The sequence below is a fragment of the Flavobacterium ginsengiterrae genome, assembly GCF_039539785.1.
Lineage (GTDB): Bacteria > Bacteroidota > Bacteroidia > Flavobacteriales > Flavobacteriaceae > Flavobacterium > Flavobacterium ginsengiterrae.
This window is the reverse complement of the sequence record NZ_BAABDU010000003.1, coordinates 60583-75861: the sequence shown is the minus strand read 5'-3', so window position 1 is coordinate 75861 and position 15279 is coordinate 60583. Positions and strand designations below refer to the sequence as shown.

At 33.0% G+C, this 15279-nt stretch carries 11 protein-coding genes; 5 read left to right on the top strand and 6 right to left on the bottom strand.

Annotation, left to right across the window (positions count from 1 at the left end):
* Positions 1-99 precede the first annotated feature (99 nt).
* Entirely contained in the window at positions 100-1185 is a 1086-nt protein-coding gene (locus tag ABD859_RS03195; RefSeq protein ID WP_345140168.1) for a sensor histidine kinase, read from the top strand.
* A gap of 161 nt (positions 1186-1346) precedes the next feature.
* Entirely contained in the window at positions 1347-2642 is a 1296-nt protein-coding gene (locus tag ABD859_RS03190) for a porin (RefSeq protein WP_345140165.1), read from the top strand.
* Between the two features lie 107 nt (positions 2643-2749).
* Here ABD859_RS03190 and ABD859_RS03185 read toward each other — a convergent pair whose 3' ends face one another.
* The 4 genes from ABD859_RS03185 to ABD859_RS03170 form a co-directional block, all read right to left on the bottom strand.
* Positions 2750-3829 carry a glycosyltransferase gene (locus ABD859_RS03185; protein WP_345140162.1) on the bottom strand — a complete coding sequence of 360 codons (1080 nt, stop codon included), beginning with the start codon at positions 3827-3829 and terminating at the stop codon, positions 2750-2752.
* A gap of 193 nt (positions 3830-4022) precedes the next feature.
* On the bottom strand, positions 4023-4535 hold the full coding sequence (locus ABD859_RS03180; RefSeq protein ID WP_345140159.1) for a hypothetical protein: 513 nt from the start codon (positions 4533-4535) through the stop codon (positions 4023-4025).
* A 62-nt stretch (positions 4536-4597) separates the two neighbouring features.
* Positions 4598-8029, bottom strand: coding sequence for a hypothetical protein (locus tag ABD859_RS03175; RefSeq protein WP_345140155.1), 3432 nt, complete (start codon positions 8027-8029; stop codon positions 4598-4600).
* A gap of 101 nt (positions 8030-8130) precedes the next feature.
* Positions 8131-8406: a DUF5808 domain-containing protein gene (locus ABD859_RS03170; protein WP_345140152.1), complete on the bottom strand. Its 276-nt coding sequence runs from the start codon at positions 8404-8406 to the stop codon at positions 8131-8133.
* A 47-nt stretch (positions 8407-8453) separates the two neighbouring features.
* Between ABD859_RS03170 and ABD859_RS03165 the strand changes: the two genes are divergently transcribed.
* The 3 genes from ABD859_RS03165 to ABD859_RS03155 all read left to right on the top strand — a co-directional run bounded on the left by ABD859_RS03165 (position 8454) and on the right by ABD859_RS03155 (position 13076).
* Positions 8454-9515 (top strand): helix-turn-helix domain-containing protein, encoded by a 1062-nt coding sequence (locus ABD859_RS03165; RefSeq protein ID WP_345140149.1) that lies wholly within the window; start codon positions 8454-8456, stop codon positions 9513-9515.
* A 2-nt stretch (positions 9516-9517) separates the two neighbouring features.
* On the top strand, positions 9518-10567 hold the full coding sequence (locus tag ABD859_RS03160) for a helix-turn-helix domain-containing protein (protein WP_345140146.1): 1050 nt from the start codon (positions 9518-9520) through the stop codon (positions 10565-10567).
* A 259-nt stretch (positions 10568-10826) separates the two neighbouring features.
* Positions 10827-13076, top strand: a complete 2250-nt coding sequence (locus tag ABD859_RS03155; protein ID WP_345140143.1) for a TonB-dependent receptor domain-containing protein — start codon at positions 10827-10829, stop codon at positions 13074-13076.
* Between the two features lie 77 nt (positions 13077-13153).
* Here ABD859_RS03155 and ABD859_RS03150 read toward each other — a convergent pair whose 3' ends face one another.
* Both ABD859_RS03150 and ABD859_RS03145 read right to left on the bottom strand, forming a co-directional pair.
* Positions 13154-14413: an aspartate kinase gene (locus ABD859_RS03150; RefSeq protein WP_345140140.1), complete on the bottom strand. Its 1260-nt coding sequence runs from the start codon at positions 14411-14413 to the stop codon at positions 13154-13156.
* Between the two features lie 218 nt (positions 14414-14631).
* Positions 14632-15126 carry a GNAT family N-acetyltransferase gene (locus tag ABD859_RS03145; protein WP_345140137.1) on the bottom strand — a complete coding sequence of 165 codons (495 nt, stop codon included), beginning with the start codon at positions 15124-15126 and terminating at the stop codon, positions 14632-14634.
* Positions 15127-15279: the final 153 nt, after the last annotated feature.

Here is a 15279-nt window from a genome sequence, read left to right as displayed (position 1 = left end):
TATGGTTTTTGAGTTATTCATTTTTTGTTTTACTTAAAAAGAATGAAACTCAAAAACAAAACTTAATTTTCTTAATCTCTTAATGGCTTAATAATTTCAATGAAAATTAATTTTAAAAAAACATACAAATTTGCCATAAAATCGGCATTGTATATCAGTTTGTTTTCCACAGGATTTGTACTGATATTAATGTCGTTGTTTTATAAAAACCAATTAAAACATCAAATTGCATTTGGAATAATTTTTATTATTTCAATTTACATATTTTCATTTTTGGTTTTACAATATCGTGTAGAACGTTTTATTTACAGACGAGTAAAGAAAATTTACGATGAGGTATCTTTATTAGAATCTACTACGCTGATAAACCAGCCAATTAATACCGATATGGAAACGCTTTCGCGCGAAGTAAAAAAGTTTGCGACCGATAAAAAACTGGAAATTGAAATGCTTGAAATTCGCGAGCAGTACCGCAGAGAGTTTTTAGGAAACGTTTCTCACGAATTAAAAACACCCTTATTTACCGTTCAGGGATATGTTTCGACTTTGCTTGATGGTGCAATGGATGATAAACACATTAGAAAAAAATATTTAAAACGTGCCGAAAAAGGAGTAGAGCGTTTAATATATATTGTAGAAGATCTTGATATGATTACCAAACTTGAATCTGGGGATCTAGATTTGGTTATGACAGATTTTGATATTGTCGAACTTATTCAGAATGTTTTTGATTTATTGGAAATGAAAGCCGATAAAAAGAAAATCAAATTATCTTTTGAAAGCAAAAATGTACAATCTGTTATCGTTCGCGGGGATCAGGACAGAATTCAGCAGGTTTTAGAAAATCTGATTGTCAATTCTATTAAATATGGAAAAGAAGGCGGTCTAACAGAAGTTGGTGTTGTAAACTTAACCAAGAAAAAAGTTCTTATTCGTATAAGTGACAATGGAGAAGGAGTTGAAAAACAAAACATTCCACGACTTTTTGAACGTTTTTACCGCGTTGACAAAAGCGGAACCCGCTCTGAAGGAGGTTCTGGTTTAGGATTAGCCATTGTAAAACATATTATTGAAGCACATAAAGAGAAAGTTTATGTAGAAAGTGAGTTCGGAATTGGTTCGGAATTCTCTTTTACGCTCGAAAAAGCATTTAAAAACACAAAATCTGACGTTAAAAAATCGTAACCTGATTTCTGCTAAAAGCCCTAAAATAAAGGTGTTTAACAATAAATCAACATACGATTTTAGTCGGTAACATTAAATTTTTATTATAGTAACATCTGGTTAATGATTTCTTAACATAGGTGAGTCATCTTTGCATCCTGAAATTAAGGGAATTAGAAAAGATGATAAAAAGAATCATAACAGCGATTTTAGTAATACTTACTTGCAGTGCAAACGCGCAGGAAATAAACAAACAGGATGTAAAAAACGAAGTAATGCGTATTTTAGATTCTATCAACAAATCAAAATTACCAGATACAAAATCAGGAGTAAGCGGCGAAGAACACTGGTACGACAGAATTTCTCTTAGAGGTTACGCCCAAATTCGATATAACGGATTACTTTCAACAAACGATAAAGTTTCCTGCGAACAGTGTGATAAATCCTGGGGAACAACTTCTACAGCACCAGATGCAAAAGCCAATAACGGACTTTTTATTCGTCGTGCACGTTTAGTGTTTTCAGGACAAGTTCACCCAAATGTGTTTTTCTATTTCCAGCCTGACTTTGCCAGTTCGCCAAGCACAGGAATTCAGAATTTTGTGCAGATTCGCGACTTGTATTTTGATCTTTCATTCGATAAGAAAAAGGAATATCGTGTGCGTGTTGGGCAGAGTAAAATCCCATACGGATTCGAAAATATGCAGTCAAGTTCACAGCGTTTAACTTTAGACCGTGCCGATGCAATTAACAGTTCAATATTAAACGAACGTGATTTAGGAATATTCTTTTATTGGGCTCCTGCCGAAATTAGAGAGCGTTTCAATATGTTAGTAAAAGACGGATACAAAGGTTCCGGTGATTTTGGAGTTTTTGCTTTTGGGGTTTACAACGGTCAAATCGCAAACAAACTTGACGGAAACAGAGATCTTAATGTAGTAACCAGAATCACATATCCGTTTGTAATTGGAAGCCAGATTATCGAACCGGGAATTCAGGCTTATACAGGGAAATGGGCTTTTACCGGAGAAATTTCATCTGGAGTTACCGTAAATGATCCGCAATATGTAAAAGACCAAAGAGTAGGTGCGACTTTTGTTTTGTATCCAAGACCTTTTGGAATCCAGACAGAATATAACATTGGAAAAGGACCGCGTTACAACACTTTAACCAAAACGGTTGATGAAACAGATCTTAACGGAGGTTACGTTTTATTAAACTATAAATGGGATATTAAAAAACAGCATATTTATCCTTTTGCCAAATTTCAATATTATGACGGAGGTAAAAAATATGAAAAAGATGCCAGAAGTTATGTTGTAAGAGATTATGAATTTGGTATCGAATGGCAGCCAATTAAAGCTTTTGAACTTACAGCAGAATATGTAATTGCCGACAGAACTTTTGAAGACAGCGCTTTGCCAATCAACAGACAGCAGGGAAATGTTTTAAGATTACAGGCTCAGTTTAATTTCTAATAAAAACACGCGGATAAAAACGGATTTTTGCTTTCTTAAAAATCCGTTTTTATCCGCTTTTTGTTTTAACAAATCTGTTTAGTCTGCGTTCAAAAGATTTGCAATTATCAAGCAGTTTTATCTTCAAAAACAGAAAATAACGAGTCCCAGTCTATGTCATTTTTAAATTGGGCCAAACCTTTAAACGACTTTACCTTTGATAAATCTTCAATCGTAAAGTCGTCTTGCATTGCATAAGGCACAAGATTTTCTTCCTGAAGTTTTACAGCCAGATATTCCTGCTCATATTGACCCGGAGTTGGAATAAAAAAGGCTTTTTTACCCAATTTAGCCAAATCCATAACCGTTGTGTAACCAGAACGGCAAAGAACAAAATCACTTTCGTTAAAAGTCTGCTCCAGTTGTTTAGAGTTCATAAAATTATAATATGTAACATTTCCGGCCTGCCATTTTTCCTGTGTTTTTTCTACAATTCCCTGCACAAAAACCACTTTTCCGTTAAATTTAGCAGCTTCTTTTTGCAGTTTTTCATCAAGATAAGTACGCTGAGGTTCCGGTCCTGATAAAATAATCATCAAATCGTAAACAACCGGTATTTCCTTTTTCTTCATTCGGCTTAATGGGCCAATGTATTTTAAGTTAAGATGATCTTTTTTAAGATGACCTAAATCTCCTGTCAGGTTTACTTCTTCATTAGAATCAGGAACCCAGCATTCTGTATATTTTTTTATAATATGCTGATGGCATTTACTCGTAAACCAAGTTGTGTTTCCTGTCATTACATTTAATTGATGCGTCATGAAAACCGAAGGAATTTTTTTGCTGAAAACACCTAATCGGTTATCTGAAATTATGCCGTCAATACCATGTTTTTTAATCCATGAATTCACCATTTTTTTCTCGTCTAAAATGGCCGTAATCATTTTTGGAAGATTCTTAATAAGCTTCCATTTAAAATTCTTGCCGTTTTTAGCATATTCTATATGATAAGAAGGCAGTTCGAGAGTTTGTACGTATGGGAATTCCTTTCTTAATAAAGCCAGTGCAACACCATCAGAAGCAATAATTGGAATAAAATTATTTTCTTGAAGCGCTTTAATAATCGGAATACATCTTGTGGCATGCCCTAGTCCCCAGTTTAGCGGAGCAACTAATATAGTTTTGTTTGCAGAATAGTCAATGCTCATATTTTTTTAACGCTTTTTAAAAAACGAAGATAAAGAAATAAGCTTTTTATGTTATTTCGCACATATTACTAAATTATTAACTCTTTTCTAAGCTTCTGAGGTGCTAAGATACTCAGGTTCTGAGATTTTTATATAAAAAAAACCGAACTTGTGTTCGGTTTTTTCTTTCCTGAATGTTAAGAAACTTAGAGTCTTAGTCCTGAATATACGTTTTATTACCATTTTTGTTAATGTAGTATTTACCGCCTTTTGGTCCTGTATATACTTTTTTACCGTTGTATTCTCCCGTAACCTTGTCTGGTGTTTTTGGAGCTTTCTCGTTCGTTTCTTTTACAGTTTTTGTGGCTGATTTTTTTGCTTTAGCTGCGTCTTTTTTAGCGTCGTCAGCTTTGGTTGCTGCTTTTTTGGCATCTGTTTTCGCATCATCGGCTTTTGAAGCTGCTTTTTTAGCATCACTTTTTGCTTTTGCAGATTCTTTATCGGCAGATTTTTTAGCTGCGCTTGCAGATGCTTCGGTCGCTTTCGAAGCTTCTTTTTTAGCTTTTGCCGCTTCTTTCTTCGCATCGGCTTTTGCTTTATCAGCATCAGATTTTGCCTTTTTTGCAGAAGCTTCAGTTTTGCTTTTTGTGGTTTTTGCGGTAGTTTCCTGTGCGTAGAAATTAGAAGATAACACTACTAGAAAACAAAGTAATACAATTTTTTTCATGGTGGCTATAGTTTAAATTTTACATTAAAATTAAGCAATTAATTCTTATGTTTTGTAAAATATTAAAAATAAGCCCGAAGCTGTACATTGCCTGTGTGAATGGTATTTCCGGTCTCGCTTTTTCGTCCCTGATAGTTTAAATTAACGTCTAAAAACTGCGTGATGTTTTTTTGCAAAAGCAGTTTCCAGACTAAATTTTGTCCTGCCTGAAGACCTTCGAGCATTTGAAAACCAACAGAAGAAAACTCATTGCCGTTAAATTTATTTTCATAAAAAGAAAACTCGCCATTTATGGTTACTTTTTTTTCTCCGGAAAATGAAAAAGAAGTTCCAAGCCTGTTTTGTACCAGAGTTTCAAAATTTCCTATTTGGTTTTCCTTATTCTGAAACTCATAAAAGAAATCCAGACTTGTATTTCTCGAAAATAAATAACTGATTTTTGGCGCCAGCTGATAGCCTTTTAAATCATAATTCTTTTCGACAAAATCCTCTGAAATCAAATCTGTTTTTATGGTTTTTGTAAAGAAATTAAACAGCCAGCTTTTTTGATACAAATGTGTATACTGCAATTGATGCGAGCTGTTTTTGACATTTTGAGAACCCACAGAAAGCAGGTTTTTACCATTATTAATAAGGTACGAATACGTAACAGAATGTTTTTGTTTGCCTCGGTTGTAAAATAAACTGTTCCTAAAACTTGAATTTAATCCAAGAATATTTTCATCTGAAGAATAAAAAGGATTGAGCTCTAGGCGGTTTCCGTTACTTTTTACTTTTCGATCCATAATAAACGAAGTCTGATTGTAGAAATAAGAAAGCAGTTTTTTAATTCCTTTTTCGTTCTGCCATTGCAGCGGATTTAAGATGACCGATTGAGAAAATTTATTTTGATTCGTTTTAATATAAACCTGATTAGGCAGAAAGATTCTAATAAATTTTGCCTGATCCGGAAAAGCAGCAATTTCAAATTCTTCCAATTCCTGAATTCCGTTTCCGTTATAATCATTCCATGTATAAACTCCTTGTCCGGCCGGAACTTCAACATACGTAAATTCCTGTTGCGCAATAGTTCCGGAACTGGTTTCGTAAGCCGTTCCTATTTGCATAAACTGATTAAAAAAGCGATCGTTATATAAAATTCTCGAATTTAAAGAAGGCTCATTTTTTCGGGTAGAATCTGTAAAATCCAAATTTCGATAACTGGCATAAACTGCTAAATCAGTAGTTTTATTTTGAATAAGTTTCGATCTTAAATAATACGTCTGAGAATTATTGACATGTTTTAAAAAGCCGTTTTGTAAACTGTCATTTTTTCGCTGTAAATAACCCAGTTCAACAAAAACCTTGGTACTGTCGCCACGGCCTATAAAAGTACCATATTCTGAAAATCTTTGGCTTATAGCCGAAAATTGATTCGTTACTTTATCTTTTTCCTGATTGTCTTCAATTTGCAGACTGCCTCCAATCCAGTTTTTGCCAAAATGATATTTGGTTCGGGTTTGATTTCTAATAAATTTTGAAGTCGAAGCCGTTGCATCAGAATTTAAAAAACTTCCCTGATTTTCAATCGTCCAGTTTTTAAGTTTGAATAAAGCGGTTGTGGTGTGGCGCGCTCCGGAATAGCTTTCTGTAAAATCCAGTTTTTCAAATTGATACGTAAATAAGCCAATATTTGAAGTTTCTTTTTTGGCAAATAAATTAAAATTAACGCCCGTAACCAATAAACTTTGATTTCCTAAAAGTGTCGAATTTAAGTTCCAGTCGCGATTAAATTCAATATTGTACAAACGTTCTACAGATCTAAAGTCTTTTTGTACAAATTGATAATTGGCAAAACCGTCAAGAGTCCAATCTCGCGTAAAAAGACGTTTTTTAATATTGGTCTTAAAAGCAATTCCTTCATTATCAGAATCATCAATTCCTGAAAATAAATTTTTATCATTATTACTCATTGCGATTTCAAAATCAACCAGCGTTTTTTCATCAGGATTATATTTTCCTAAAAAAGTTGCCACCTGAATTTTCATTGGCGCAACAAGCTGTACAATAGGTTCATAATTTCCATGAGGAATACCGCCGACAGGAGAAACATATTGATAAATTTTTTCGACAGAAGTGTTATTCTGTATAATATAATTTCCCTGATTATTTCCCGCAAGACTAAACTTTACATTATATAAAACGTCTGCAGCATTGTTCGAATATTCATAAACTTCAACACCATTTATAATGATTTTTTTATATAAAATTTTGTTTTCAGAATAGGAATCTTCAAATGCCGACGGCGCTTTCATTAAATTCGTATCGTCACCCGCCTGCGCCAGAATCTGAACTTGTTCTGAAGATAGATTTTGCTGCAAAGGCTGGTTTTTTAAATCATTTTCAGAATATAAATAACCGCCAAAACTCCAGCTTTTATTTTCATGTGTCGCTCCGGCATAAGTTACCAAACGATTATAATTTCTTTCAGAATATTGGTATTCAACGTTAATTCGCATTTCAGAAGTAATCGTAAAAAGCGATGTAAAAACAATTTCTCCGGCATTATAATCAATTACATAATCGTTGTTTTCGCCGCGTTTAAGCAAAACACCATTTACATACACACGTTCAGAGCCGGAAATAACCAAAACATACAATTCTCCGTTTTGTCCTTTTAATTTATAAGGTCCCTGATTACCTTCCTGACCCGTAAAAGTACTTTTGGCATATTGTCCTTTTACAAACGAAACCGAAGCAAAAACATTAGTTTTGCTGTTTTCATTATCAAAATCAAAACTTGCTGAGATTCCCTGAACCTTTTTATTGAAACTTAAAAACTGGGTTTTGCGGTTTTCCAGAAAAACATCTCCTGCGCGGATATTCCAGTCATCTGTAAAAAGTTCCATGAAAATATTATCAAACTGATCGAGTTTTTGCGAATAGCCGCCATCCTGAAGTGGAATATTATTATCCTGAAGCGAAGCCCGAAGACTTACTTTGTCTGAAATTTTTCCGGTAATCTGTAAATCTAAATTGGAGTTTAAAACGGTGCTTTGATTGTTTCCAATCGTGACGCCTCGCGTAATACTTCCGGAAGTACTTAATCCGTCAAAAGGTGTTGCTTTTTTTGCATTGCTGTTGTCAATTCTATACAGCTTTTCAGTCGTAACATCACTGCTTACCACCTGACTTTCATTATAAAGCCCGTATTCTTTAGTCAGGAAATCAGGATAATTGAGATAGTTGACAGTTAAAGTGTCGGAGTTTATTCTGAATTTTTCGTTTAAAATAAGTATTCCTTTTTTAAAATCGATTTTATAAAAAGCAGAATCAACAGCTTGGTTTTTAGTATTTAGAATTTCAAAAAAGCCAGAGTTAATGCTGAATTTTTCCAGATGAATCGTGTCTTTTGAAACTACTACTTTTTTGGTTTTGTACAGTGATTCAGTTTCCTGAGCCTGAAGCGCAGAAAACCAGAATAAAACCGTCAAAAACAGTAATTTTTTCAACATAAATACTTTAACTCTAAAAAGCCAAAAGTAGTATTTATAATTGTTAATTGTTGCTTAGGGTGTTTTAGTTTTACCTTGCAAAATATATAGTTTAACAGATATTAATGAGAAAATAATATGAAGATCAGCAATACTAAAATCAGAATTATCATAACAAGAACAGAATTTGGATTAGCAAAGTTTGTAGTCCATCCAAATTCCTTAATTCTTTTTGGCGGAAAAAGTCTTGGATCTTCGGGATTATAATAAAACATTCCCCATACCCAATTGTCTGGATCGTTCTGCCATCTGTTTTTGGTTTCTTCGCTTGGTTCGTTAAAATTTCCCATAATTAGTTTAATTATCTCGTTATCATAAAATAACGGATTTATTTTCATTTAAAAATAATCTTTTTAGCTTTGTTTACGATATAACGAACTTAATTATGGATACTGGCAAAGAACTTTTATTCTTTTTTAGTGCTTTGGGATCTTTCAACGGACTTATTCTGGGCGTTTATTTTTTCTTTTTTACCAAGAAAAAATACCTCACTAATTATTTCCTGGGCGCGATGTTGTTTGCTTTGAGTATCAGGATTGGAAAATCAGTTTTTGTATATTTTCATCCAGAGCTTCCAAAAATGTATCTGCAGTTGGGACTTACAGCCTGTTTTTTTATTGGGCCTTGTTTGTATTATTTTCTAAAATCGGCAGTTGAAGAAATTAATGTAATGCCAAAATCATGGAAACTGATTCTTTTGTTTTGGGGAACACTGATTGTTGGTGCAGGAATAGTATTTCCTTATGAATATTATCCTAAATTATGGCGGGACTATTTTATAATTGCGATTTACTTTCAATGGTTTGTTTATATCGCTTTTTCAGGATTTACAATTAGAAATGTTTTAAAGAAAATTTTTAATACTAAAGAAAAAACAAGCCCTTCAGAACTGTGGTTTGGAACTCTTTTTCTAGGTAACTTTCTCCTGTTTCTTTTTTACTTTTTGGCAATTATGGGAGCTTCGGCAGCGACTTATATAGGCGGTGCTGTTGTGTTTTCTTTTATTTTGTATTTGATTATTTCTATTCTTTTGTACCGAAAAAAAACGGACGATTTGTTTTTGTTAAACAATCAGAAAATTTCAGGTAAAAAAATAGATTCGCCCGAAGCAGGCATTATAGCCCAAAAACTCGAAAGTATAATGAACGAAAAGAGTTTATACAGAAATCCAAATTTAAATTTGCAGGATTTGTCACGGGAAATTAATATTTCGAGTCATCAATTATCACAATTTTTAAATAATAATCTGGGCAAGAATTTTACCAGTTTCGTTAATGAATTTAGAATAACCGAAGCTTGTAAAATTATTGCATCGAACGATAAACTGACTTTAGAATCTGTAGGTTATGATGTTGGTTTTAACTCAAAATCGACATTTTTTGCTGCTTTTAAAAAACATACCGGAACCACACCGCTTAATTATCAGCTTCAGGCTTTACAAACATAGATATGAGTATTGGCAAGGAAATAGTATTCTTTTTTGGTGCTTTAGGCACTTTTAACGGATTTATTCTAAGTCTGTATTTTTTGTTTTTTACAAAGAAAAAATATCTTTCTAATTATTTCCTTGGCGCACTTTTGTTTGTTTTAAGCACCAGAATTGCCGTTACGGTTTTTGTTTATTTTAATAATGATCTGCCTAAAACCTATTTGCAGATTGGACTTTCGGCTTGTTTATTTATTGGACCGTTTTTGTATTACGTTTTAAAATCTGCAATTCATAACACGGTTTTAAAACATTGGAAATTGCATTTAGGAATTTGGTTTCTGGCAGTTTTAATTATCGGATTATGGTTTCCGTACCAAAATTATCCTGTTTTATGGAATTACTATTTTGTGGCTTTTATTTTCTTGCAATGGTTTTCATATCTCTTTGTCTCCGGTTATGAAATCCGAATACTGCTTCAAAAAGTAATCTCAAATTATGAGAGTTCTTCAGCAGCAGAAAAATGGTTTAGCGCTATTTTCTTTGGTAATGCATTAATATTTTTGGCTTACTTTTTAGGATTTTCAAGAGTTCCGTTTGTTTCATGTATTACTGGAGCAGTTGCTTTTACCTTTGTTTTGTATCTCATCATTTTAATTCTTTTACACAGAAAAAGAACAGATGATTTATTCCTGCTTTCTATTCAAAAAAGTAAAAAATTAAGCGAGTCAGAGTCTGTTGTTATACTTCAAAAACTACAGAAAATAATGAATGAAAAAGCATTATATAAAAACCCAAATTTGAGTTTAAAAGATTTAGCTGATGAAATTAATATCTCAAGTCATCAATTATCACAATTCTTAAACAATAATCTTGGCAGAAACTTTACAAGTTATATAAATGAATTTAGAATAGATGCCGCCTGCAGCATTATTACATCAAACGATAAACTGACTTTAGAATCTGTGGGTTATGATGTTGGCTTTAACTCGAAATCTACATTTTTTGCAGCCTTTAAAAAACATACCGGAACCACGCCGCTAAATTATCAGCTTCAGGCATTATCGACTTAGATAAAATTTAAAATAATCTCGCAAAGTCGAAAAGCCGCCAAGAAAATAAAAAAACTTTGCGCCTCAGCGTCTTTGCGAGAGCATAATTTCAAGTTTAATAAAAAAACCTTAGAGCCTAGTTTCTCAGCACCTTAGCCTCTCTAAAAAAGAGTATTAATTTATAAATCCGTACTCCTGATTTCCCTTTCGGTTACCTCATTCATAGATTTTCAGATGACTTTTGTTTCAAATAAAGTCAAACTGTTAATCATTAAAGTTTATGAAATTTCTTATTGCAGCCGGCATTTTTATTTATTGCCTGATTTTTTCATCAATTGAAATAAAAGCACAATCAGTAAAAAATAATCGGGATAAATCTTATGTTGATGAAGATAAACTAATAGAAAAAATAACACCGGCATTGTCTGTTCCGGATTCTATAATTATCAAAAATCAAGATCATAATCAGTTAAACGAAGTTGTGATTACGAGTCAGCCTTCTTTATTAAAATACAGCGCAAACGGTACAATTGATGTTAATGTTAACGGAACTGTTCTTGCCACAAGCAGTTCTGTAAACGAATTATTAGGAAGAGTTCCAAATGTTGTTGTTGCCGAAGGACAAATAAGCGTTCTGGGAAAAGGGGAAGCAATTATTTACTTAAACGGAATTTTGATTAATTACGAACGTTTTGCTGCCATTCCGGTTTCGCAGATTGTTAAAATTGAAGTTATTTCGAACCCGTCTTCAAAATATGATGCCGAGGGAAAAGCAGTTGTAAATATCGTTACTAAAAAAAAAATTGAAAGCGGTATTATGGGATCGGTAGGCCAGCATGTTACCGTTTCAAAATTTGCCGGAACAAGCACCAATACACTTGTCGATTTTAATTATTCGAAAGGGAAATTCTCTTTTATTTCAAATTATGGACTCCAATTAGGAAAAAGCAGAGAATTACTTTATACAACCCGGACACGTCCTGATCCTGATATTTATATGAAATCTGTTCTTACAACCGATTGGTTAAGAGAGTTTAATAATTACTCTAATTTTAGTGCCGGAGTTCAATATACTTTTTCTGAGAAAAGTTATATTTCGCTGGCCTACAGCGGCAATATTGAAGATTTGGGTGGAACTGTTGAAAGCCGAAATTCTATTGAAAATAATTCCGGAAACAGTTTTTTTGCTACCGATATTAAGAAAAATGATGTATTGCTGAATCAGTTTATTAATCTGAATTATAATTTAATTACAGATCCAAAAGGTTCGTCGTTGTTTATAGGTTCTCAATATTCTAATTACAACGGAACAGTACGAGATTTTATTGAAGAAAACAGCGTGGTTGATGCTCTTGACGGACAGAGATTCTTAAAAAATAACGTAGGAAACGCGATCAATATAATTGCTCTTCAAGGGGATTATTCTAAAAAAATAAACGAAGAAACCAAACTCGAAATGGGAGCGAAGTTTAGTTATGCCAAAGTAAAATCCGGAACTGATTTTTTAATTGCAGATGCTGGCGATATGAAATTTGAGTTTGATGATGAACTTTCGAGCGATTTTGAATATAAAGAAAACATTAATGCGGCCTATTTTAATTATGGAACTTCAATTGGTCAAAAATTAAACTTATCAGCAGGTGTTCGGGGAGAATGGACGAGTTATGATTTGTACACCAATGCAAACGGAATTCAGAATTTTGAAAAAAGCTATGGAAATTTATTTCCAAATCTGCTTTTAAATATGGATTTTTCTGAAAATCTAAAAGGACATTTTTCGTATGTTTCGAGAATTACCAGACCGCGTTATCAGGCTTTAAATCCTTATGTGGTGTATCAGGATCCTTTTACGACAATTGAAGGAAATCCAAATTTAGTTCCTGAAAAAACACATGCTTTTGAAATTGGTGCGATGTACAGGAAATTCGATTTTAAAATGGGTTATACCTATAAAATAGATCCTATTTCTGGTGCTGCATTGCGTGGAGATACACCCAATAGTTATGTTTTAAAAGCCATTAATCTTGAAAAAGGATATGTGTTTTTTAGTTCGCTTTCAAGATCTTTTAATGTCAAATGGTGGAATTCAGCTAATACCATAAGTATAAATTTAAGCAAATCTGTAGATTATAATTATTCGTACGTTTTTAGTGCAGTAACGCCGCAGTTTTATTTCTATTCAAATAATACATTTACGATTCCAAAGCTTTTTAAACTCCAGCTTTTGGCCTGGTATTTAGGCGACAGAGGTTACGGATTAGGAACCGAAAATAGTCGTTCGACAGTAACTTTAGGAATCGAAAAGAACTTTTTTAAAGATGCTCTGCGAATCAATTTTACGGCAAATGATATTTTTCATAAGTTCATGGTTTCCGGAGATTACAATGTTGGACAAACCCAGATTTATTACCACAGAACTTACACCAGTAATTATTTCAAATTAATTGCCTTTTACAGTTTTGGAAATTCAAAAAAGACAACTTATAAGAAGTCTGAAATTGAGCAGACAGAAAATAATAGGGCGAGGTAAAATTAAAAGGCTTCACCGTTAAAGTGAAGCCTTTTTTTAAATATCGAATTGAAATAATTACCTTTTATAAAGCAATATTAATTTAGTTCTTTAGTAACAATCTGCATCGTTTCGCGGCTGACTTGTTTTAATAAAACAACTTTGTTTTTTTCTACCGTTTCTGCAGCTTGTTCTGTAAAATGACGGATAGTATACAACGTTACATTTTCGCTGTAATCTACTTTGAATTTTTTCGAAAGAATCGCATTCAAATCATTAAAGTTCCCGAATTTATCTTCAACGCACACAGAGAAACTAATCGCCGAATTTTGAATCAGGTTTACTTTGATTTTAAATTCATGGAATAAGCCAAAAATCTCGCTGATGTTTTCTTCCATAATAAAAGAAAAATCAATTGAAGAAAGCGAAATTAAAAGCTGTTCTCTTTTTACAATAAAACACGGATATTGCGGTTCTAAATCAACACCTTTAGAAACGCAGGTTCCTTTTAATAACGGATTGATAAACGATTTTACGTATAACGGAATTTCTTTTTTCTGTAACGGCTGTAATGTTTTTGGGTGAATAACCGTTGCTCCGTAAAACGCTAATTCGATAGCTTCACGATACGAAATCTGGTTAAGCAGACTTGCATTTTCAAAATAACGAGGGTCGGCGTTCATAACTCCTGGAACATCTTTCCAAATCGTTACACTTTCGGCATTTAAGCAGTAAGCAAAAATTCCGGCAGTATAATCAGAACCTTCACGACCAAGAGTTGTTGTAAAGTTATTTTCATCGGCACCAAGGAAACCTTGTGTAATGTTTAATGTTTTTCTTGGAACATTTTTGCTGATGTTTTGTTCTGTAGTTTCCCAGTCAACTTCGGCATCTCTGTAGTTTGCATTCGTTTTAATGAAGTTGCGAACATCAAGCCATTGTGTCTGAATGCCCATGAAATTCATAAAATGACTTAAAATATTAGTCGAAATTAATTCACCAAAACTTACAACCTGATCGTAAACAAAGTTATAATTAGGAGATTTGTTATGCGCAAGGAAATATTCTAATTCTGCAAACTGAGCATTTACAGCTGCAAAAACCGGATGGTTTTCATCTTTAAACAAATCTAATACGATTTGAAAGTGATAATTTTTTATTTCTTGTACAGATGAATTTAGTTCTTCTGACTTATCAAAATAATTTTTGATTACTACTTCAAGAGCATTTGTGGTTTTTCCCATTGCCGAAACGACCAAAATCACATCTTCATAACCTACTTTTTGTAAAACGTCGTATACGTTTTTAATTCCATCTGCATCTTTTACTGATGCACCACCAAATTTAAATACTCTCATTGTTGATTTTAGATTTTTAATTTTAGATTTCAGATTAAACGAAATCTGGTATACTTTTATACTTTATAATTTTTATGCCGCAGCTTTTTTTGCCACAGATTAAAATGATTTTCACAGATTTTTTATCTTTTGCTAATCAATTAATTTGTAAGCTAAAGATAAGCTGACACAGATTTTAAAATCATTTTAATCCTGATAATCTGTGGCAAAATATATTTTTATAACTTTTCTAAGAACGCATTAACGCCAGCTTCGTCCATTTGAACAACCTGCCAGTCTTCGAGAATTTTGGCTCCTGAGTTTTTATAAAAGTTTACGGCTGGTGTATTCCACGCTAAAACGTTCCATTCTACTCTTCGCACATTATCTCTTTTTCCCTGCTTCATAATTTCAGAATAAAGGGCAGAACCTAAACCAGTGCCGCGCATTTTTTCTTTCACAATTAAATCTTCAAGGTGTATGGTTTTTCCTTTCCAGGTAGAGTAACGATAATAGTATAACGCAATGCCTACTATTTCTTTACCGCTTTCACTTTCGTCTGAATCAATCTCGGCCACAAAAACCTGAAAAAGCGGTTTTTCTCCAAATCCGTCACGAACTAAATCTTCCTCTGTAATAACTACAGCGTCAGGTTCTTTTTCGAATATTGCCAGCTCCTGTATTAACCCCAAAACCGATTTCATGTCTTCGGGATTTCCTTTTCTAATATTCATTTATTCGTATTATTAAGTCTTTATTAGCTAAAAAAGCATTTATTTATAAGGTACTTTTTGCCATTAATTAGCAAATATACAATAGTAGCAAACTAACAAAATAATTTTTAAATCATTCTCACAAAATAAGCGATATTTGTGACTTAAAATTAA